Below are 20,553 nucleotides of genomic sequence, written 5' to 3' on the forward strand. Positions count from 1 at the left end.
CATAGCTGAACCCAAGGAACGACCCAGGGCGTTGACGGGCTCGGCGCCCTAGGCTCGGAACCAGTTCCCGCCGCCTCCACGAGAAGCGGCCCACCACGACGCCAAGGACGACGCCGATGAACCGCACGACCGTGATCACCGCACTCGCCTGCGGGCTCCTCCTCACCGCCGCCGCAGCCACTCCCGCTGTCGCCGCGACCTCGGACACCGCCGGGGACTCCACCCGCTCCGTCGACGAGTTCGGCGTTCTCGCCGCGACCGACGGCGACACGCTGCTGATCAACGGGCGCGCCTTCCTCCTCGAGTAGGCCCTCCGCGCCGGGCACGGCCGCGAGGACGCCACTCGCGACGCCTGCCTCCTGATCCGCCACTGCGTCGACGTCGACGCCACCCCGGCCGTCGTCCCGTCGGCCGTCACCGAGGCCACCGACGCCGACTTCCTGCCCGTGTTCCCACCGGCCGTCACCGAGCCCGCCGATACCGCGCCCCGATGGCCGGTGGGCGAAGCCTCGAGCCGGGCGACCCCGGATCGTCATCCACCCCCACTAGGGTGACGCTACTCATGCCCGGTCCTCCGGCCGTGGACCGGATCCGACACGGATCCCGCGAGGGGTGCCGCCCGGCAGTCGTCTCGCCCGTTCGCGGACCGCCCTCCCCGGGAAGGCTCCGCCTCCCCGCGGCTGGAGTCAGCATGGAGTCCCCCTTCCCCCTCGCGCACCGGCGATCCGGCACCACCGTCGGACTGCTGTCGACCTTCCCGCCCACGCGGTGCGGGCTCGCGACCTTCACCGAGGCCCTCGGCGGAGCACTGGCCGACGACCACGGCGCCGGCATCCGCACCGTCCGCGTGATGGACGAGCTCGCCGTGCCCGGATCGACGCCCGGTACGAGCGTCGTGGCCGAGCTCGTCGCGGGCGACCCGGCGAGCACCGCCCGCGCGGCCGCCGAGCTCGACTCCTGCGACGTCGCGATCATCCAGCACGAGTACGGCATCTACGGCGGACCCGACGGCGACGAGGTGATCGCGCTGATGGAGCGGCTCGCCGTGCCCGTGATCGTGGTCCTGCACACGGTGCTGGAGACGCCCACCCCCTCGCAGCGCCTCGTGCTGGAGCGGGTCGCCTCCCTCGCCGACGCGGTCGTGGTGATGACGGCCGTCGCGGCCGAGATCCTCGAGCGCCGGTACGACGTGGACGCCTCGCGCGTCGTCGTCATCGCGCACGGCGTCCCCGTCTGGAACGCGGCCGCCCGCCCCGCCGCCGCCGCGGATCCGCAGATCATCACCTGGGGCCTGATCGGCCCGGGCAAGGGCATCGAGTGGGGGATCCGCGCGATGGCCGTCCTGCGCGACGCCGGCGTCTCCGCCCACTACACCGTCTACGGGCAGACGCACCCCAAGGTCGTCGCGCACGCCGGCGAGGCCTACCGGGAGTCGCTGGCCGTCCTGATCGCCGAGCTGCGGCTCGAGGACCGGGTCGTGCTCGACGGCCGCTATTTGGATCCCTCCCAGCTCGCCGCGGCGGTCGCCGACGCCGACGCCGTCCTGCTGCCCTACGACTCCCGCAACCAGGTCACCTCGGGCGTGCTCGTGGAGGCGCTGGCCGCCGGACGACGGGTCGTCGCGACGGAGTTCCCCCACGCTCTCGAGCTGCTCGGGAACGGCCGCGGCCGCACGGTCGCGCACGAGGACCCCGCCGCGATGGCCGCGGCGCTGCGCGAGGTGCTCGCCGACTCCGCCCCCGCAGCCGCTCCGGCCGCCCTCTCCTGGCCCGCGGCCGCCGGCCTCTACCTCGATCTCGTCGAGCGCCTCCGCATCGAGCACGCGGCGTGACCGCGGGGCCCGCCCTCGCGACGGCACTCCCCTACGAGCACCTCGACGCCCTCACCGACGAGCGCGGGCTGCACGAGCACGCGCTGCTCGACGCGCCCCGTCCCGAGCACGGCTACTGCGTCGACGACGTCTCGCGCGCCCTGATCGTGGTGGCGCAGGAGCCGGAGCAGACGTTCCGGACCCGACGCCTCACGGAGCAGTACCTCCGCTTCCTCGAGGCGGCCGCCGAGCCGGACGGCACCGTGCACAACCGGCTGTCGCCCGACGGCGAGTGGGCCGACGCCTCCTCGCTCGGCGACTGGTGGGGCCGCAGCGTCTGGGCCGCGGGGGTCGTCGCCGCGCACGCCGAGCTGCCGCTGACCCGCCGCCGCGCGATGCGGCTCTTCCTCCACCTCGCGGAGGAGCGCTCGCCGGACCTGCGCGCCATGACGTTCGCGGTGCTCGGCGCGGTCGAGGTCGTCGCCGTCCGCCCGCACTCGCTGGTCGCGGTCCAGCTGCTGCACGACGCCGCGCCGATGCTCCTCTCCTGCACGGATCAGGCCTGGCCCTGGCCGGAGGCGCGCCTGCGCTACGCCAACGGCTGCGTCCCCGAGGCGCTCCTGGCGGCCGGCGAGGCCCTGCAGGATCCGCCGCTGCTCGCGCGCGGTTTCGCCGCTCTCGCCTTCCTGCTGGGCCTCGAATCGCGCGACGGCCGCCTCTCGGTGACGGGCGTGGCCGGCCGCGGGCCCGACGAGCTCGGAGTGCTCTTCGATCAGCAGCCGATCGAGGTCGCCGCCATCGCCGCCGCGTGCGCCCGCGCCCTGACGCTCGACGAGGATCCGCTCTGGCGCGAGGGCCTCGCCTCCTGCTGGGCCTGGTTCCACGGGGTCAACGACTCCGCGACCGTGATGGTCGATCCGCTCTCCGGCGCCGGGTACGACGGGCTGGAGCCGCAGGGGCGCAACGAGAACCGGGGCGCGGAGTCGACGATCGCCGCCCTGCACACCTCGCTCGTCGTGCGGCGGGCCGGCCTGCAGCCGACGCGGCCGAGCGTCCCGGCGGCCCCCGCGGCCGTCGCCGCCCGATGACCGCAGGACCCGGGGACCCGGCGGCCGGGCTGCGGATCGCGATGCTCGCGCCGGTCGCGTGGCGCACGCCGCCGCGCCACTACGGGCCGTGGGAGCAGGTCGCGAGCCTCCTGACCGAGGGGCTGGTCCGCCGCGGAGTCGACGTGACGCTCTTCGCGACCGGCGACTCCGTCACGACGGCCGCGCTCGAGTCGGTCACTCCGACGGGCTACGCCGAGTCGGGCCGCGACGGCCGCGTCTGGGAGGCGCTGCACATCGCGGCGGTCCTCGACCGCGCCCGCGAGTTCGACCTGGTGCACAACCACCTCGACTGGCTGCCGCTCGCCCTGTCGGCGCAGTGGCCCGTGCCACTCGTGACGACGGTGCACGGCTTCTCGGGGCCCGAGATCCTGCCCGCCTACCGCGAGGCGCTGCGGCATCCGCGCACCGCGCACCTGGTGTCGATCTCGGACAGCGACCGCTCCCCCGAGCTCGACTACGCGGCGACGGTGCACCACGGGATCGACGTGGACGGCTTCCCCGCCGGATCCGGAGGCGAGGACCTCGTGATCCTCGGCCGGATCCACCCCGACAAGGGCACGGCGGAGGCGATCCGGATCGCCGCCGCGGCCGGGCGCCGACTCCTCCTCTGCGGCATCGTGCAGGACGAGCGCTACTGGCGCGAGGAGGTCGAGCCGCTCGTCGACGGGACGCGCGTCGTCTACCGCGGCTCGGTCGGGCCGGAGGAGCGTGCCCTCGTGCTCGGCGGAGCGCTCGCGCTCCTGCATCCGATCGGCTTCGACGAGCCGTTCGGCCTCTCCGTCGTCGAGGCGATGGCGTGCGGGACGCCGGTGATCGCGTACCGCCGCGGATCCATGGCCGAGATCATCGACGAGGGCGTCACCGGGTACGCGGTGGGCTCCCTGTCGGAGGCGGTCGCCGCGGTCGAGCGGGTCGGACTCCTCGACCGCGCGGCCGTTCGGGAGACGGCGCGCCGCCGCTTCGCCGTGGACCGGATGGTCGACGAGTACCTGGCGGTGTACGCGGGAGTGCTGGGGCGCTGAGGCGGGCGGGGTGCGCGGCGTCGTGACGGGGGCCGGGCGTGTGCCGGGCTCGCGTGGTTCCGCTGACGCCGGGAGTCCTGCCCCGCGCTGACAGCTTTTCTCGCGTGGATCCCAGGACCGCCGTAACGAGTGACGGAGCAATCCTTCGTGAGCCGACAGTCATCTTCCGCCCGCGCCGTGGCCCACTTCTCCTCCGATCCGAGCACATGGTGGGATGAGCATCATGTGTTCCCAGAGGAGCGCGATCGAACCGACAGGAGCCGACTATGGACGACGACATTCAGCTGATCGAGGACGCTGACGGCATAGCCGTGATCGGAGAGCCTTCGGCTGTGGACCGATTTCTGCATTCGGAGGGTCTCGAATCGAAGGACCTCGGACTCGAGCGCCTCCGACCGGCAGCCGGCGCGGCGGCGGGCGTAGTGCAGGCAGCGGCCGCGATCTCGGCCGGTTCCGGTCGGTGGGTGAAACTGACCGAGCAATCCGCCACTGCGCTCCGGAAGCACGGCCACATGGTGAACTCCAAGAGCGGACTCGCGATGGGTGTCGTGCAGGGCAAGGACGGCCGGATCAAGAGCATCGTCCAGTTCGCGCAGACCGGCCCCGGGGCGCTCCTGACCAACCCGGCAGCGTTGTCGAGCGTGGCGGGGATGATGGCGCAAGCTTCCATGCAGCAGTCGATCGACGAGATAAACGACTATCTCGCGACGATCGACGAGAAGGTGGACGATCTTCTCCGCAACCAGAAGGACGCCGTACTGGCCGACATGATCGGCGTCGACCTCGTGATCGAGGAGGCGATGACCATTCGCGAGCGGACTCGTCGGGTGTCCGAGGTCACGTGGTCCAAAGTGCAGTCGACCACTTTGACCCTCGCACGCACTCAGGCCTACGCCCTGCGACAGCTCGACGCCCTGGCCGAGAAGCTCGAGCGGACGACGAAACTGGGAGACATCGCGAAGGCGACCCGGGAGGCCGAGCCGAAGGTCCGCGAGTGGCTCGCCGTGCTCGCCCGATGCATACAGCTGCAGGAATCGACCGCGATTCTCGAGATCGATCGAGTCCTGGATTCGGCTGCGGACGATCTCGATGAGCACCGCATCGGCCTGCAGACTGCTCGGAAGAACCGGCTCGACACGATCGCTCGCAGCACGGAGCGCCTGATCGCTCGTATGGACTCGGCTGCGGGCAGTGCAAATGCGCGAGTTCTGTTGAATCCGCTCGGCGCCCGTGCTGTTGTCGAATCGAGCGACCGCCTCGCGAGCGGTGTGGTCGACTTCCACCTCCACGTCGGCCTTGAACGTCTCCGCGACTCGATGAAGGCCAGGGGCTGGTTCGCCGCTGTGGCCGACGCCCGCGACAAGGTCCTCGAGACGGGCGCTGAAGGATTCGATGCAGCCCGTCGCTTCGGCGACGAGGCGGTGACTCGTGGCAGAGCAGCGACAGACGACCTCTCCATCCGCCTCGCAGAAGGCGCCTTGCGTCGTCGCGCGAATGGATCGCAGGGCGAAGACGATGCGGCTCAGACCGCGCCTTTCGACGCGCCGTCGCGAAGGAGCGACCCAGCCGAGCGGGACGAGTGACCACGGATGGGGGCTACCCCGCTCGACCCGGTCGTCCTAGGGGGGACAGGCGAGCGGGGTCGACGTCGTCGTGTCGAGACCATCTCGCGTCACCGCGTCGAGCCGGTGCGGATCGATGTCACGAGGCCGCCGGGCGAGATGCTCGCTCAGCTGGCCCGCATCGGGCGAGCGGCTGTCTGGCGGGCACGAAGCGAAACTTCTTCCGCGCTCTGACCGAGGTACCCCGTCACCGGGCTGGTCTCTCCATCGATCGACTCAACCCCGTCGGCCCCCGCCCCGCACCCCACTCCCCCAGCAGCTCCCGCTCCCGCTCCTCCCCCAGCCCGGCGCCGCGTCCCGGCACGTGCGCGGCCGCCGCGTCCCTCAGCGTCTCGGCGAGCTCGCGGCGCTCGAAGCCCGCGGCCTCGGCCCGTACCGTCGAGCGGGTGTTCATGCCGCGCCAGTCCGGGTCCGCGATCCACAGCGGGAGCGAGTCGGGGCCCGCCCACTGGCCGACGCCGCGCTCGAGCAGCCACTCCTCCGGCACCGCGACCGCCTCGGCGGACGATCCGCCGCGCGCCAGGGCCAGGTGCTCGCCGAACGGCACGGGGGTCCCGCAGACGTTCATCACGCCCTCCACCCGCGCCTCGGCGGACGCCACCAGCCAGGCGGCGAGGTCCCGCACGTCGACCACGGACGTCGGCAGCTCGGGCGCATCCGGCACCAGCACGGGCCCGGACCGCGCGCTGAAGCGCCAGGGCCAGTAGGAGGAGCGGCTCGTCGGGTCGCCGGGGCCGCCGATCAGGCCGGCGCGCGCGATCAGGGACGGCGCGGATCCGGCCAGCACGGCCTGCTCGCAGGCGGCCTTCGCGGCGCCGTACGAGGCGGAGTCGTCAGAGGGAGGGAGCAGCTCGGCGTCCTCGTCCGCTCCGACGACCGCGTTCTCGGCGTAGACGCTCGTGGTCGAGACGAGGACGAAGGCGCTGCAGCGCAGGTCGCGGACGGATCGGCGGACGTGCTGCGGGGTCGACGACACGTCGATCACCGCGTCCCACGATGCCGCAGCCACGGCGTCGAGGGCGTCCTCGCGGTCGCGGTCGGCCCGGACGAGGGACACCCCCGCGGGCACAGCCGTCCCCCGCGCGAGGCAGGTCACGTCGTGGCCGCGCCGCAGCGCCTCCGCCGCGAGGTGCCCGCCGAGCCAGCCCGTTCCTCCGAGGATCAGCGTTCTCATCCCCGCATGCTCGCACGGGCCTCCCCGCGCGAGGCCCGCTGAGGTGCCCGAGACGGTTCCGAGAACGCTGAAACAGCTTCATCCTCGGGCGACTCGACGCGGTGCGCGCCGAGCGAGCGCCTCAGCGACAAGGGCCCCCTCCACGAGCCCCCGCACACCCGACCACCCGAGCCCGCCCGCGTCCTCTGTCCGGAATCAGGCGGGCGGCTCGGGCGCCCGAGCGGCTCACACGACGACGAAGGCGTCCAGGATCAGCGAGTTGCCCGTGGAGGCGGCGTTGCGCTTGCTGCCGCGGCGGATGGTGATGGTGTGCTCGCCGGCGCTGAGGGTGCTGCTGGTGAACACGGTGCGGGCCGAGCGGTTCGTGGCGCTGTAGCGGTCGACGGAGGCCACGAGGACGCCGTCGATCAGGACCTCGTTGATGCCGGAGGTCGGGGTGACCCGGCTCACCCAGCTGACCTTCGTGCCCCGGAAGCGGAGGGTCGCCGAGGCCGTGGAGGTGCTGGAGTACGAGATGCTGCCGCCGCTGTCGGCGGTGCTCGAGAGCGTCGCCCAGGTGCCGACGGTCGCGATGACGGCGGCTCCGTTCTGGTACGTCCCCGCCGCCGGCAGCGTCGAGGTCGGGGTGGGCGTGGACGTGGCCGTCGGGGTCTCGGTCGGAGTGGGGGTGTCGGTGGGGGTCGGCGTGTCCGTCGGCGTCGGCGTGCTGGTCGGAGACGCCGTCGCGGTGGGGGTGGGGGTCGACGTGGAGACGGTGCCCGCGGTCACGACGAAGGCGTCGAGGATCAGCGTGGATCCGGTGGACGCCGGGTTGCGCGTCGTCCCCCGGCGGATCGTGACCGTGTGGGTGCCGGCGGCGATCGGCCCGCTCGTCCACACCGTCTGACCCGAGCGGGTCGTGGGGCTGTAGCGGTCGACGGTGGCGACGAGGACGCCGTCGAGCAGCACCTCGTTGATGCCGGAGGTCGCCGTCATCCGGCTCACCCAGCTGACGCCCGTGCCCGAGAAGCGGAAGCTCGCGGACGCTCCGGCCGAGCTGGAGTAGCTGATGCTCCCACCACTGTCGGCGGAGGAGGAGATCGTGCTCCAGGTGCCCGCGGTCGTGATGAGCGGCGAGGAGTTCTGGTAGGTGCCCTCGCCGGGGATCGACGAGGCGGGCTCGTCGGGCAGCGGAACGACCGGCTGCTCCGCGAGCCAGCGGTCGAACGTGTCGAGCATGTCCTTGTTCGTCAGGCTCGGCACGTTGTGGCCGTTCGGAGCGCCGTCGGTCGGCGTGTAGAGGACCACAGCCTCCTTCGCGACGGGCTTCGCGAGCGCGACCCAGGCCCCTCCGTGCACGGCGATCGGGACGAGGACGTCCTCCGTCGAGCCGGTCGTGCGGATCCGCGCCCCCGCCCACGAGGCCTGCGGCAGCAGCGCGGGGTCGGTCGCCGGGATCGTCGAGGGGTCGTTGTCGTAGTCCGGCAGGACCCGCTCCGGGTCGCGGCGGGCCATGTCGGCCATGTCGTAGACGCCGGCCGCGTGGTACGCGCCGCGGATCTCGGGGACCAGCTTGTTGCCGTACGCCCAGCAGAGCAGTGCGCCACCGCCGGAGTTCGAGCGGAGGAAGCTCGCCCCGATCCGCCACGTCTTCTGGAACCAGGCGACCGCGTCCACCTGCAGGGCGACGGCCCGCTTGTTCGTGTAGATGCTGCCGCCGTAGTTCGGGCAGATCGAGATGACGCCCTTGTCGACGGCCTGGTCGGCGCTGTACTGGTAGGCGCCGGACAGGGCCGCGTAGGTGCTCCCGTTGGCGTGGTAGTACCAGTAGACGACCCGGCCGATCCGCTGCGACGGGACCGCGGTGTGCGGGACGAAGAGCCGCGCACGGTCGGTGCCGATCATCACGTCGATGATCTGGTACGGCTTCTTCCCCACGCGCGAGATCGCCGTGTCGCTGCGCCCGAGCTCGTTGGGCAGCGGCGGGATCACGCTGTAGTCGGGCGCCGCGGACGCGGTCATCGCGTAGGCGAAGGCGGATCCGACGCCGAGGGCGGCTCCGGTGAGGACGAGACGGCGGCTGTGGCGCGCAGGAGAGGACATGGGATCCCGATGTGGATAGGGCTGCTCGGTCGGCGGAGCCTGACCGGAAGGAGTGAGGGGGGTGCTGCGGTCCGGATCGGACCACCGTGGAGGGGGCGCAGTGCGGTCCTTCGGGGGACCGTGCGGGCGGGCAGGCGCGAGTGCATCCTCCCGCGTCCGCCGCGCGACCACCAGACCCGCTTCAGGGACACCCGCGGCGGCGCTCCCACCTGGCGTCGAGCGGCGGAGCGATCCGGAGAAGGTCCTGGTGAGAGCGCTATCTCGCGCCACTGCTCTGGAGATGCCCGCCACGGGGGCGGAACTGCAACGTCCCGGTGGCGGGACTCCGGGGCGGCACGGGGCTGGCACGGATCCGGGCCGCGTTGCGCCCGGAGCGAGGGCCATGCGCACGTCAACACTCTCGCGGGAGACCCCCGGATGAGTCTCGTTATCTGAGCACGACCTGATCGCTGGTTCAGCGCCTGCTCTCCCCCTTCTGAGTGCCGACCGGATCGAGGGTCCGTCGTCCGCCGCCCACGTCCCGTCTCAGGGGGACAGGGCGACTCCGAGCCGCGACCTATCGTGATCCCGCTCCATCCGGAAGGCCCGGCGAGGCGCCCCGGGGGGAGGTCGATCCGTGTCGAACGCGCATGCCCGACCGAGCCAGGACCGCTCGATCGCCCTCGGCCTCGTCCTGCTCCTGCTCGCCGCCGTCCTCGTGGTCCTGCCCGCGTCGAGGGCCGCGGCGGCCACGGTCCTCCTCCAGGAGGGGTTCGGCGGCACCAGCGTCGCGGACTCGGCCTGGCAGCCGCTCGACGCCGCGTGCCTCACCCGGGCGACCGCGACTCCGCCGACCGGCAGCTCCCGGCTGGGCACGTGCGTGACCCCGAAGAACGCGGCGCCGGCGACCTCGACGGATCCGGGCTTCCTGCAGCTGACGGACAGCCGCGGATCCTCGAAGGGAGGCGCGGTCTTCAACCGGCCGATCCCGGCCACCGGCGGACTCGATGTGCAGTTCGACCAGTACCAGTACCAGGGCACGCTCGACGTCACCGGCGGTGACGGGATCGGGTTCTTCCTGACGGACGGCTCCCGCAGCCTCACCGCGGCGGGAGCCTCCGGCGCCTCTCTCGGATACGGGCAGTCCTCGACCAGCGACGGTGTCAGCGGCGGCTACCTCGGGATCGGACTGGACGCCTACGGGAACTTCTCGAGCACGGCGAACGGGCTGGGAGCGGGCTGCCCCACCGCTCCTCCCGGGGCGCTCGCCAACCGGATCGTCGCGCGCGGACCCGGCGACGGGAGGACCGGCTACTGCTTCATCCAGAGAGCGTCGCCCGGAACTCTGCAGTCCCTGCGCCCGACCGTCAACCTGGGGGACCCGACGAATCCGCCGGCGTCGAACGGACGCACCATCCGCATCACGGTGTCGGCAGCGGCCACGCCGGTGGTGACTGTCTACTACGGCTCCACCGCAGGCCTGGCGGCCGCCTCACTCGCGCAGGTGATGCAGTTCACGATGCCGACCGCAGCTCCGTCCACGTACAAGCTCGGCTTCACCGCCTCCACGGGAGGTTCGTTCGACACCCACCTGATCCGGAACGTCTCCGTCTCGTCCATCAACACGCTCGACGACATCACCCTCGTCAAGCAGATCGACCGCACCACCGCGCAGCCCTCCGCCTACACCGAGGGCGCTGCGATCCCCTACCAGTTCGTCGTGACGAACGGCTCGATCAAGGCGTCCCTCAGCGGGATCGTCGTCACCGATCCGAAGGTCGCGACGATCACCTGCGCGGCCACGACGCTCGCTCCGCTCGCCTCCACGATCTGCACGGGATCCCATACGGTCACGGCCGCAGAGGCGGTGGCCGGCTCCCTCGTCAACACGGCGACGGCCTCGGCCACACGGACCGCGACCGGCGAGACGACGACGACCGTCACCAGCAGGACCGCCACCGTCACCGCCCCCATCGCCGCCCCGGCTCCCGCTCTGACCCTCACCAAGACCGCCCTGCTCACCGACACGAACGGCAACGCCCAGGCCGACGCCGGAGAGCAGATCCGCTACTCCTTCCTCGCCCTCAACTCCGGCAACGTCACACTGCAGACGGTCGCCGTCGCCGACCTCAAGGTCTCCGGCATCACGCCCGCCTCGACGCAGCTGGCCCCCGGAGCGAGCGCCACCTTCACCTCGGCGGCGTACACGGTGCTGCAGACCGACATCGACAAGAACACGGCCGTCACCAACACGGCCACCGTCTCCGGCCGCACCCTGGCCGCCACTCCCGCGACGGTCACCGCGACGTCCACAGCCACCACGCCGATCCGCTACGCGCCCTCGATCTCGCTGACGAAGAACGGCACGGTCCCGACCGGGGCCGGTGCCGGCTCGACCGTCTCCTACAGCTTCACGGCCACCAACACCGGCAACACCGGGCTGGACTCCGTCGCCGTCAGCGACCCCAAGAGCGGGCTCTCCGCGCTCGCCTACTCCTGGCCGGGGACCGCCGGGCGCCTGGAGATCGGCCAGTCGGTCACCGCGACCGCCTCGTACACGCTCACGCAGGCCGACGTCGACGCGGGCCAGGTCCTCAACACCGCGACCGCGACCGGCACCCCTCCGACGGGCGCCGCCGTCACGGCCACCGCCTCGCGGACGGTGACGATCGCCCGCACGAACGACCTCGCGCTCACCAAGACCGCGAACCCCGCCTTCATCAGCGCCGCCGGCACCGTGGTGACCTACACCTTCCGCGCGTCCAACACCGGCACCACCACCCTCACCGCGGTCGCGATCAGCGACCCCAAGAGCGGGCTCTCCGCTCTCACCTACTCCTGGCCGGGCACTTCCGGACGACTGCTGCCCGGCCAGGTCGTCACCGCGACCGCCGCCTACACGACCACCGCCGCCGACGTCACCGCCGGCACGATCGCCAACACCGCCACGGCGACGGCGACCGGCCCGACCGGCGGGGCGTTCACCCGCACCGCCTCGGTGAGCATCTCGGTGATCCCCGATCCTGCCGCCGACGCCGCGACGGTCGTGCAGGGCGGATCGGTCGTGATCGACGTGCTCGCGAACGACGGGCCCGCCGCGACCGGCGCGACCTTCTCGCGCGCTCAGCTCTCGGCGACCCCGAAGGCGATCGGAGGCGCGGCGACCCCCGCCCCCGCCACTCCCGTGCAGGGGTCCGTCTCCTGCGTCGCGAGCGGAGCGACCCGCGGCCAGTGCACCTACCGCCCGATCGCCGCCTTCGTCGGCACCGACGTCTTCGACTACTCCCTCTCGGGCCAGTACGGCACCTGGAACGTGCGGGTCACGGTCACCGTCACCGCGCTGAACCGCGCGCCGGTCGCCCGACCCGACCGTGTGGTCGCGACAGCCGGCGGCCCCGCCGTCACCGTCGCTCCGCTCGCGAACGACACCGACGAGGACCCGGGCACGACCCTCGCCCTGGTCGGCACGAGCGTCTCGGCCGGGCTGCGCGGCACCTTCTCCTGCTCCGGATCCACGTGCACCTACACGCCCGCGGCCGACGGCTGGACCGGGAGCGCGACGATCGCGTACACGGTCACGGACGGCGCGCTCACAGCGGGCGGCACGATCACGGTCTGGGTCGATCCCGCTCCCCTCGTCCGGCGCGGATTCTCCGGCACCGGCAGCACGAGCGGAGCGGTCGGGCTCGGCGCCTGGACCAGCTCCTCCGTGGTCGCCACGCCCGTCGCGAGCTGCACGGCCGGTCGGCCGAGCACCCTCGTGAGCTGGTCGGCCGCCGCCGGAGCGACCGGCTGGACCCTCGAGCGCCGCCTCGCGGGGACGACGCCCGGCCCCTGGACCGTGATCGCGGCGCCCGCCGCCTCCGCGACGAGCTTCACCGACGACCGCGTCGGCGAGGGCCGCAGCTACCAGTGGCGGGTCCGCCCGGACCTGCAGCGCTGGCTCGGAGTCGCGTCCGCCGCCTCGATCGCCGTCGCCCAGCCGGCCGTCACCACCGCCGGAGGCTGCTGATGCCTCCCCGCCGACACCCCTCTCGTCCTGCACGTGTCCTCGTGAGGGAGACCACGCCCGCACCGGGCACCACCCACCAGAAAGGAACGGTCGCCATGACCACCACAGCACCCACCCGTCGCAGCCCCTGGAAGAAGATCGCCCTCACCGGCGGCGTCCTCCTCGCCGCGGGAGCCCTCGCCGGCGCCGGCGCCTTCGCCGTGTTCACCGACTCCGGGACCGCCGTCGGCAACGTCGACGCCGGCCAGACCGACATCTCGGTGACCGGAGCGTTCACGGTCGCGAACATCGCGCCCGGCGACACCGTCCAGCGCCCGATCAGCCTCGTGCTGCCGAACGCGACCAACGACGGGGACCTCGTCTCGTCGGTGCGCTTCTACCAGGACGTCACCAACGACGTCGTCGGCACGGACGCCACCGACCCGGGCCGCCAGGGCGCGTCTCTCGTCACCGGCACGAACGGCCTCGACTACCGCCTGCTGACCTGCTCCACCGCCTGGGTCCCCGCCGCCGCTCCCGCGGAGGCCGGCCCCTACACCTGCGCGGGCACGCAGACCGTCACCGGCACCGGCAAGCTCTCGACCATCGGCGGAGTCGCCAACGCGGCGAACTTCACCCCGGCGAACTTCGGCATCACCCCCACCGCGACCGGGACCTTCCCCTCGGACGCCGGTGACGTGACGCTGAACACGCTGATCGAGCTCGTCCTGCCGACCGCGGCCGACAACGCGTACGAGAACGCCTCCGCCACGGTCACCTTCACCGCCGCCGCGATCCAGCGCGCCGGCATCCAGAAGTAGACCGTCCCCCACCGCCTCCGCCCTGCCCGGCCGCCACCGGCGCGGGGCGGAGGCATCCCCCTTTCCTCCCGGAGTCGTCCCCATGCCCCACGCCCGTGCGCTCGTCGCCGTCCTCGCGGCGGTGCTCCTCGCGCCCGCGGCGAGCGCCGAGCCCGTCGGCGTGCTCGACGTGCGCGAGCTCTCGGCACCCGGATCCCTCACCGACCTCGCTCCGGGCGACCGCGCCGAGTGGGCGGTCGAGGTGACCAGCACCGGCCTGTCGCCGCAGGGGGTCTCCGTGGCCTTCGCGGTCGACGGAGGGACGCTGGCGCAGGACCCGCGCGACGGCCTCCAGCTGTCCGTCGAGCTCTGCGACTCGGCGTTCACCGTCGCCGAGGTCGTCGACGGGGGGCGCACGGTCGAGCGCTACCTCTGCCCCGACGACGCTGTGCCGCTCGGATCCGGGCCCGCGGCGACGCTCGGACGGCTCGACGGTGTCCGTCCGCTCGAGCGCGGGGCCACCGCGGGGGTGCGCGTCCGCGTCCTGTTCCCGGAGTCGGCCGGCAACGGGACCGAGCTCGCGGCGGCGTCGCTGCGGGTGCTCGTGGGCACGACGGAGGAGGATCCCTCCGCGACGCCCGGCCCCGGCTCCTTCCCCGGAGCGGCGGGCGGCGGGCTGGCCGTCACCGGCCGCGACCTGGGCGCTGCGCTCCTGGGCGGGATGCTCGCCCTCGGCTCGGGCGCCCTGCTCGCCGCGGCCGCGCGCCGTCGTCACCGGAGGGAGCAGGCGTGAAGGCCCTCCGCGCTCTCCTCGGCGGACTGGTCACGATCGTGGCCGTCGCCGGCATCGCCGTCTTCGTCCTCTCCGCGCTCGGTCTCGTGCGGCTCGTGCCGGTGCTGTCGAACTCGATGGCGCCCGGGATGCCCGTCGGCTCCCTCGCCGTCACCCTGCCCGTCGACCAGGCCGCGATCCGCGCCGGCGACGTGATCGTCTTCACCGACCCGGACGATCCGGGCCGCCGCGTCATCCACCGCGTCACCCTCGTCTACTCCGAGGAGGAGGCTGCGGCCCTCCGCGGCCGCGAGCCCGGCCAGCTGGCGCTCACCACCAAGGGCGACAACAACGAGTCGGCCGACCCGTGGATCGTGACGATCGCGGACGAGCGGATCTGGCGCGAGAGCTCGGTGGTGCCGCTGCTGGGCTGGCCGAGCATCGGCCTCGCCCACCCGGAGGCGCGGTTCGCGCTCTTCGCCGCGGGCGGCGCGGTCATCGTGGGCGCGCTCCTGATCGCCATCTGGCGCCGCCCCGCGGAGGTCGCCCCATGAGCGGCGCGCACCGCTCGTCGGACGGCACGCCGCCCCCGGAGCCCCTGCGTCCGCCCGCTGAGCACGGGCGGCACAGCGCCCGGCCGTCCTCCCGCGACCGCGGAGCCCCGCGCCACTCCCCCGAGGTCCGCCGCCGCGTGGTCTCCCGCGCCGGCCTCGCCGGACTCGTCGCCGGCGCGCTCGTCCTCGGCGCCGCCGCCACCGCGACCGCCGTGCTCCTGGACCGGGGCTCCGTGAGCGCGCGGGTCGCTTCCGGCACCGTCATCGCGACGTTCACCGGCACCGGAGCGACGACCGTGCCGGTCCCCGTCGCGGGACTCGTCCCCGGCGGCACGGCCCGGCGCCTCCTCGACCTGACGAACGCCGGGACCCTGCCGATGTCGGCCCTCCAGCTGCAGACGGCCACCGGCACCGACCTCTCGGACGGCCTGCAGCTCGCGATCGAGCGCTGCTCGCTGTCCTGGTCGGCCGACGCCGCGACCTGCCCCGGCACCGTCACCACCGTGTCGGCCGACCGCCCCGCCGCCTCCCGCCTCGACCTGCCCGGCTCCCCAGCTCTGGCCGTCGGAGCGACCGACCACCTCCGCCTGACCGTGCGCCTGTCGGAGTCCGCGCCGTCCGCCGCGCAGAGCACCTCCGCGACCCTCACCGTCACCGTCGTGGGCCTGCAGCGCCCGGGCCGCCAGCTGTAGGGCGCGAGCGGCTCACTCGGCGGCGGCGAGCCCGACGGAGTCGCACATCACGTCCGAGTCGCTCGCCTCACCGGGCAGCACCACCGCCAGGCCGTCACCCTGACGGCAGGCCACCAGCGGCGGAACGGGCCTGCGCACCCCCTGCTCCGCAGCCGCGTTCGCCGCGGCGCGGTCGAGCTCGAAGCCGCCGTCCTCCCAGACGCCGGCGCAGAGACCGACCGCGGTCTCCGCCGACAGGGGTGCACCCTCCTCCAGGGGCCGCCCGTCCTGGTCGAGGAGGGACTCGGACACCTCCCCCACCAGGCCGGTGTCCACCGGTCCTCCAGCGCCTCGGACACCTGCCTCGAGGGAGGCGGTCGGATAGCACCGCGCCCCGATCTGCGTGAGAGCAGGGGGAGTGAGCACCGCGGCAGCCGCTGCGAGGAGCACGCCCCCGGCGAGGGTGCCGGTCACCGCGACCACGGTGCGGCGACGACGGATCGCTCGGCGGTGGTCCCGCACTCTCCCGAGCACACGCTCTCGGACGAGCAGCGCGCGATCGCGTCCGGGGTAGTCGTCCGTGTTCACAGGGCACCTCTCACGTAGTCGTCGTCCCGGATCCTCCGGCGGAGGCGGGAGAGTCTGTTGCGGACAACCGAGGTGGTCACGTCCAGTTCGGCGGCGGCCTCGTCGTAGCCCAGCCCGCGCTCGAGGCATGCCGCGTAGACCCTCCGGTCGAGCTCGGGGAGCGTGGCCACGACGGCGTCGACCGATCGGAGCAGCGCGGCCACCTCGGCCGCTCGCTCCGGCCCGTCGACAGTGGGCCCGTCGAGCACGTCCGCCCCGCTCGCGAGCGGCCTCCGAGAGCCCGCTCGGATCTCGTTCATGGTCAGGTTCCGTGCGGTCACCATCAGCCACGGCAGAAGCGAGTCGCCCGCGATCCTCACCAGGTCGCGTTTCCTCCAGAGCACGACGAACGCCTCCTGCACCACGTCGTCGACGGCCGCGGCATCCGTCACCCGGCTGCCCACCAGCCGGAACACCGCCGGCGCGTGGCGGTCGTACAGCGCCCGCATCGCGGCCTCCCCTCCGCTGCCGGCGAGCCGTCGGAGCAGCTCTCGATCCTCGACCTCGTCCGTCATGTGCGCCCGTCCTGCTCCCTCGTGCCCTGCCCGGCTCGGTCCGCCGGCGGCCGGTCGGCGACTCACCCTGCCGCGGCCCTCGCTGAGAAGTCTCCGGAGGCGAGGATTCGTCTCGAAACAGTGACCTCGTCGACGAGGAGGCCTTCGTGAGCGCGCTGACGCAGCGCTGGGGTGCCCGAGACGGTCGGCGACACGCCGGAGCGGGCGACCATCTCGGGCACCTCAGCGCGAGGGCGCAGGCGGGGCTACTCCCAGAAGCCGAGGTGCGCGCTGGAGGCCTCCTCCTCGAGGTGCGGACCCGAGACGACGATGGAGCGCTGCCCGCGGGCGAACACCTCGCGGCACGGGAGCGAGAAGGTCGGGTTCTCGGGGTGGTCGCCCGTGAGCCCCAGGAGGCGGTGCTCCGAGAGGGCGTAGACCACGCGGTCCACGCCGGTCCAGTAGACGGCGCCCGAGCACATCGCGCAGGGCTCCGCGCTCGTGTAGAGGGTGCTGCCCGGCATCCCCTCGGCCCCGAGCTCGCGGAACGCGGCGGCGACCGCGCGCAGCTCGGCGTGCTGCGTGGGATCGCCCTCCGGCGGGAGGGAGTTGTTGCCGGCCTCGGCGACGACGCGGCCGGCGGCGTCGACCACCAGGGCGGCGAAGGGGTGCCTGCCCTCGGCACGGGAGCGCTCGGCGGCGGAGATGCTCCGGCGCAGGAACGCGAGGTCGTCGGTGCTGAGCTCGGTCATCGTGTCCTCCGCCTGTGTACAAGTCGTCGATCCGACGTCGAGGGGGAGCCTACTCGAGCCGCCGTGTCGCGGATTGTTACGCCGTCATTACAGGCTTCGAACTTCTCCGGACACACTTGTTCACAACTGGCCGGCGTTCCGTAACGTGCTCACCACGTCCCCTGCGGACCGACCCGCCCCCTCGCCGACCGGAGCCAGCATGCCCTCCTCCCTCACCGCTCCCCCCGCCTCCGTCCCCGCGGGGACCGGCCGGGAGCAGCGGGTCGACGAGGAGGCCGTCCGCCTGCTGCCGAAGGCGGAGGTGCACGTGCACCTCGAGGGCACGTTCGGCCTGGGCGAGATCCTCTCCCTGGCCAAGGAGAGCGGAGTGCCGCTGCCGGGACCTGCGGCCACCCTGTTCGACATCGGCACTCACGACTCGTTCGAGCGCCCCGAGGTCACCACAGGAGGAACCGCGGGCGGAGTCGGCGGCGCCGGGCTCAGCGGGTTCCTCCGCTACCTCGACTGGCAGTGCGGCCTGGTGCGCACCGCCGAGCAGGCCGCCCGCGTCGCCTACTCCTTCGCCGCCCGGCAGACCGCGTCCGGCATCCGCTACTCCGACGTCATCGTGAACCCGACGCACTGGAACGCCTGGCGGGGGCGCGAGACCGAGCTGCTCGCGGCCCTCGCGTCCGGCCTGGACGAGGCGGAGCAGGACGGGCTCTGCGTGGTGAGCATCGCGTGCTCGCTCCTGCGCTCGCAGACTGCGCTCGAGGCGGAGGCGCTCGTCGACGCACTGCGGCGGGCGCGCCCCGCCCGAGTCGTCGCGCTGAGCATCGACGGCGACGAGAAGGTCACCGGGCTCACCGGCGAGAAGTTCCGGCCCGCGTTCCGCGCAGCCGAGGCGGCCGGCCTCCGCCGGACCGTCCACGCGGGAGAGTCCAGCGGGCCGGAGGGGGTCTGGGACGCGCTCGACCAGCTGCACGCCGAGCGGATCGACCACGGTGTGCGCTCGATCGAGGATCCGGTGCTCGTGCAGCGCCTCGTCGACGAGGGCATCGCGCTCGATCTCTGCCCGCGCTCGAACGTGACGCTCGGCCTCTACCCCGACTGGGAGTCGCACCCGCTGCCGCGCCTGGTCGAGGCCGGGGTGCGCGTCACCGTCAACACCGACGACCCCGCGCCCCTCGCGAGCACCCTCGACCAGGACTGGGCGGTGACCGCCGCCGTCTTCGGCTTCGACCACGCCCGCCTGGTCGGCTTCGCGGCCGACTCGATCCACGCCTCCTTCGCCGAGGACGACCTGAAGCGCTCCCTCCTCGCCGAGCTCGACGCCCTCGTCGCCGCTCCCGACGAGGGCGGACCGTCGTGAGGCGCCGGACGCCGCTGGGCGCGGGCCTGCTCGCCGGGATCTGCGTGCTCGCCGTGGCGGGCACCGCGCCCGCCTCCCCCGCGGAGCCGGAGTGGAGCGACGGCGCCCCGGTCGCGCTCGCACCGCTCGTCGCCGCCTGGCCCGACTCCTACTCCGTCTCCGGCACCAAGTCCGAGCCGCTCTACGTCGAGCACATCACCTCCACGCGCGTCGGCCGCGACTTCGCCCTCACGATCGAGGTCGTCGCCCAGGGCGACAGCGCTCTGGGCACCCAGCGGAGCGCGGTGGAGCTCGCCGGCGACGGCAGGATCCGCTGGATCGAGGGCTGCCCCGGCTCGGCGCAGTGCTCGGACGACACCGGGCTCCGCGGCTTCCTGTCGCAGGCGGCTCTGCTCGCGACCGCTGCGCGCGGGGGTCTGCCCGACACTGGCACCGGCCGGACGCTCCACGGCCACCGCGTGGTGTGCCTCCCGGACGAGGTGCTCCACCCCGACCATCCGCCGGTCGTCCCCGGCCTCAGCCCCTGCTTCTCGATCGCGACCGGCGCCCTGCTCGGGCACTGGTCCGAGGACAGCAGCGCCTTCGTCGGCGCGACGCTCGCCGCCGGCCTGACCGACAGCGCCGGCTGACCCCGACGGCGTCGGCCGACCCCGACGACCCCACCCCGCCTCACCCCACCCCCTCCTCCGAAAGGCCCCGCCATGACCAGACGAACCGCCGGCCCTCTCCGCTCCCTCCTCGCCCTCACCGCCGCGACGCTCACCCTCGCGGGCTGCTCCTCCGCCGCCTCGTCCGGCTCCGACGCCGCGGGCTCCTCCGACGGCCCCCGGGTGATCAAGGTGGGGGCCCTCACCCCCGGCACGACCACCGACGGCGCCTTCAACCAGGCGCTCAGCGATGCGCTCGCGAAGCTGCAGAGCGAGGGCCTGATCGAGTACGAGCTGCGCGACCAGATGTCGGACCCCGCGGCGAGCGAGCCCGTGATCGCCGACTTCGCGAGCCAGGGCTACGACCTGATCATCGGCCACGGCATCGAGCTCGGCGACGCCGTCTTCTCGGTGGCCGAGCAGTTCCCCGACGTGCACTTCACCGCCTCGGGCGGCACCGACATCCTCGACAAGCACACCGCGAACGTCGAGACCTGGACCTACAGCACCCCCCAGGTCGGCTACCTCTCGGGCTACATCGCAGGACTGACCGGCGCCTCCTCGATCGGCCGCGTCGAGAGCCTGGAGCTCGACTTCGTCACGGCGACCGACTCCTACTTCCAGAAGGGGGTCGCCGCGGCGAACCCCTCGGCCACCCTCCTCCCCGTGGTCTACGCCGGCAGCTTCGACGACGCCCAGGCGGCGGCCGCCGCGACCACCGGTCTGATCGGGCAGGGCGCGGACCTCGTCTACACGACGGGCGACGGCATCGCGACCGGCGTCGGCTCCGCGGCCTCGGAGGCCGGCGTGCTCAGCGTGGGCGTCTCGCCCGCCGCCGGCGACGCCGCCCTCGCGACCAACGTCTCGACCGTCGACCTCGACATGTACCCCATCGTCAAGGCCTGGGTGGAAGAGGTCGCCGCGGGCGGCTTCGGGGACAAGGGCGTGACCTCCACGGTCGAGAACGGCGGCATCTCGTACCAGGACGTCAACACCGTCGACGGCGAGGTCCCCGCCGACACCGGCGACAAGGTCGAGCAGCTGATCGCGGGTCTGTCCGACGGCTCCGTGAGCATCGACGGCTGAGGACGGACCG

At 73.3% G+C, this 20,553-nt stretch carries 18 protein-coding genes; 13 read left to right on the forward strand and 5 right to left on the reverse strand.

Annotated features, from left to right (window positions below):
- Positions 1-116 precede the first annotated feature (116 nt).
- From GSU40_RS15155 to GSU40_RS15175, 5 genes are all read left to right on the forward strand, one after another.
- A complete protein-coding gene (locus GSU40_RS15155) occupies positions 117-308 on the forward strand; it encodes a hypothetical protein (protein WP_104223384.1) in 192 nt (63 codons plus the stop codon).
- Positions 309-691: 383 nt separating this feature from the next.
- Complete coding sequence (locus GSU40_RS15160; protein ID WP_160035631.1) at positions 692-1,831, forward strand: glycosyltransferase; 1,140 nt, start codon at positions 692-694, stop codon at positions 1,829-1,831.
- Positions 1,828-2,898 carry a glycosyltransferase gene (locus GSU40_RS15165; protein ID WP_181072780.1) on the forward strand — a complete coding sequence of 357 codons (1,071 nt, stop codon included), beginning with the start codon at positions 1,828-1,830 and terminating at the stop codon, positions 2,896-2,898. Before GSU40_RS15160 ends, GSU40_RS15165 begins: the two co-directional genes overlap by 4 nt.
- Positions 2,895-3,941: a glycosyltransferase family 4 protein gene (locus GSU40_RS15170; RefSeq protein ID WP_244229509.1), complete on the forward strand. Its 1,047-nt coding sequence runs from the start codon at positions 2,895-2,897 to the stop codon at positions 3,939-3,941. Before GSU40_RS15165 ends, GSU40_RS15170 begins: the two co-directional genes overlap by 4 nt.
- Before the next feature lie 266 nt (positions 3,942-4,207).
- Positions 4,208-5,524: a hypothetical protein gene (locus GSU40_RS15175; RefSeq protein ID WP_208543333.1), complete on the forward strand. Its 1,317-nt coding sequence runs from the start codon at positions 4,208-4,210 to the stop codon at positions 5,522-5,524.
- Positions 5,525-5,750: 226 nt separating this feature from the next.
- Here the strand turns inward: GSU40_RS15175 and GSU40_RS15180 are convergent, their stop codons facing one another.
- Both GSU40_RS15180 and GSU40_RS15185 read right to left on the reverse strand, forming a co-directional pair.
- A complete protein-coding gene (locus tag GSU40_RS15180; protein WP_160035634.1) occupies positions 5,751-6,737 on the reverse strand; it encodes an NAD-dependent epimerase/dehydratase family protein in 987 nt (328 codons plus the stop codon).
- A 225-nt stretch (positions 6,738-6,962) separates the two neighbouring features.
- A complete protein-coding gene (locus GSU40_RS15185) occupies positions 6,963-8,819 on the reverse strand; it encodes a hypothetical protein (RefSeq protein ID WP_160035636.1) in 1,857 nt (618 codons plus the stop codon).
- A gap of 616 nt (positions 8,820-9,435) precedes the next feature.
- On the opposite strand from GSU40_RS15185, the gene GSU40_RS15190 reads away from it, so the two are divergent.
- The 5 genes from GSU40_RS15190 (at position 9,436) to GSU40_RS15210 (ending at position 15,607) form a co-directional block, all read left to right on the forward strand.
- Positions 9,436-12,810, forward strand: a complete 3,375-nt coding sequence (locus GSU40_RS15190; protein ID WP_160035638.1) for an Ig-like domain-containing protein — start codon at positions 9,436-9,438, stop codon at positions 12,808-12,810.
- 95 nt (positions 12,811-12,905) lie between these two features.
- Complete coding sequence (locus GSU40_RS15195; RefSeq protein ID WP_160035640.1) at positions 12,906-13,610, forward strand: TasA family protein; 705 nt, start codon at positions 12,906-12,908, stop codon at positions 13,608-13,610.
- 82 nt (positions 13,611-13,692) lie between these two features.
- Entirely contained in the window at positions 13,693-14,382 is a 690-nt protein-coding gene (locus GSU40_RS15200) for a hypothetical protein (protein WP_160035642.1), read from the forward strand.
- A complete protein-coding gene (locus GSU40_RS15205; RefSeq protein WP_104223395.1) occupies positions 14,379-14,915 on the forward strand; it encodes a signal peptidase I in 537 nt (178 codons plus the stop codon). Before GSU40_RS15200 ends, GSU40_RS15205 begins: the two co-directional genes overlap by 4 nt.
- A complete protein-coding gene (locus GSU40_RS15210; protein ID WP_104329563.1) occupies positions 14,912-15,607 on the forward strand; it encodes a peptidase in 696 nt (231 codons plus the stop codon). Before GSU40_RS15205 ends, GSU40_RS15210 begins: the two co-directional genes overlap by 4 nt.
- Before the next feature lie 12 nt (positions 15,608-15,619).
- On the opposite strand, the gene GSU40_RS15215 is transcribed toward GSU40_RS15210, so the two are convergent.
- The 3 genes from GSU40_RS15215 to GSU40_RS15225 all read right to left on the reverse strand — a co-directional run bounded on the left by GSU40_RS15215 (position 15,620) and on the right by GSU40_RS15225 (position 17,459).
- A complete protein-coding gene (locus GSU40_RS15215) occupies positions 15,620-16,060 on the reverse strand; it encodes a hypothetical protein (protein ID WP_146082171.1) in 441 nt (146 codons plus the stop codon).
- A gap of 110 nt (positions 16,061-16,170) precedes the next feature.
- Positions 16,171-16,728: a sigma-70 family RNA polymerase sigma factor gene (locus GSU40_RS15220; protein ID WP_104329565.1), complete on the reverse strand. Its 558-nt coding sequence runs from the start codon at positions 16,726-16,728 to the stop codon at positions 16,171-16,173.
- A 245-nt stretch (positions 16,729-16,973) separates the two neighbouring features.
- Entirely contained in the window at positions 16,974-17,459 is a 486-nt protein-coding gene (locus GSU40_RS15225; RefSeq protein ID WP_104329566.1) for a nucleoside deaminase, read from the reverse strand.
- 199 nt (positions 17,460-17,658) lie between these two features.
- On the opposite strand from GSU40_RS15225, the gene add reads away from it, so the two are divergent.
- The 3 genes from add (at position 17,659) to GSU40_RS15240 (ending at position 20,543) form a co-directional block, all read left to right on the forward strand.
- Positions 17,659-18,810, forward strand: a complete 1,152-nt coding sequence (gene add, locus GSU40_RS15230) for an adenosine deaminase (RefSeq protein ID WP_160035644.1) — start codon at positions 17,659-17,661, stop codon at positions 18,808-18,810.
- Positions 18,807-19,439: a hypothetical protein gene (locus GSU40_RS15235; RefSeq protein WP_104329568.1), complete on the forward strand. Its 633-nt coding sequence runs from the start codon at positions 18,807-18,809 to the stop codon at positions 19,437-19,439. The genes add and GSU40_RS15235 overlap by 4 nt, the downstream gene beginning before the upstream one ends.
- A gap of 72 nt (positions 19,440-19,511) precedes the next feature.
- Positions 19,512-20,543, forward strand: coding sequence for a BMP family ABC transporter substrate-binding protein (locus tag GSU40_RS15240; protein ID WP_104329803.1), 1,032 nt, complete (start codon positions 19,512-19,514; stop codon positions 20,541-20,543).
- Positions 20,544-20,553 lie beyond the last annotated feature (10 nt).

Source organism: Rathayibacter sp. VKM Ac-2805, assembly GCF_009834265.1.
GTDB lineage: Bacteria > Actinomycetota > Actinomycetes > Actinomycetales > Microbacteriaceae > Rathayibacter.

Excerpts from the sequence above, each read along its gene's own strand:
- GSU40_RS15180 (WP_160035634.1), bottom strand. The coding sequence starts at position 6,737 with ATGAGAACGCTGATCCTCGGAGGAACGGGCTGGCTCGGCGGGCACCTC.
- GSU40_RS15185 (WP_160035636.1), bottom strand. The coding sequence starts at position 8,819 with ATGTCCTCTCCTGCGCGCCACAGCCGCCGTCTCGTCCTCACCGGAGCC.
- GSU40_RS15240 (WP_104329803.1), top strand. The coding sequence starts at position 19,512 with ATGACCAGACGAACCGCCGGCCCTCTCCGCTCCCTCCTCGCCCTCACC.
- GSU40_RS15225 (WP_104329566.1), bottom strand. The coding sequence starts at position 17,459 with ATGACCGAGCTCAGCACCGACGACCTCGCGTTCCTGCGCCGGAGCATC.
- GSU40_RS15220 (WP_104329565.1), bottom strand. The coding sequence starts at position 16,728 with ATGACGGACGAGGTCGAGGATCGAGAGCTGCTCCGACGGCTCGCCGGC.
- GSU40_RS15195 (WP_160035640.1), top strand. The coding sequence starts at position 12,906 with ATGACCACCACAGCACCCACCCGTCGCAGCCCCTGGAAGAAGATCGCC.
- GSU40_RS15175 (WP_208543333.1), top strand. The coding sequence starts at position 4,208 with ATGGACGACGACATTCAGCTGATCGAGGACGCTGACGGCATAGCCGTG.
- GSU40_RS15170 (WP_244229509.1), top strand. The coding sequence starts at position 2,895 with ATGACCGCAGGACCCGGGGACCCGGCGGCCGGGCTGCGGATCGCGATG.
- GSU40_RS15200 (WP_160035642.1), top strand. The coding sequence starts at position 13,693 with ATGCCCCACGCCCGTGCGCTCGTCGCCGTCCTCGCGGCGGTGCTCCTC.
- add (WP_160035644.1), top strand. The coding sequence starts at position 17,659 with ATGCCCTCCTCCCTCACCGCTCCCCCCGCCTCCGTCCCCGCGGGGACC.
- GSU40_RS15210 (WP_104329563.1), top strand. The coding sequence starts at position 14,912 with ATGAGCGGCGCGCACCGCTCGTCGGACGGCACGCCGCCCCCGGAGCCC.
- GSU40_RS15155 (WP_104223384.1), top strand. The coding sequence starts at position 117 with ATGAACCGCACGACCGTGATCACCGCACTCGCCTGCGGGCTCCTCCTC.
- GSU40_RS15160 (WP_160035631.1), top strand. The coding sequence starts at position 692 with ATGGAGTCCCCCTTCCCCCTCGCGCACCGGCGATCCGGCACCACCGTC.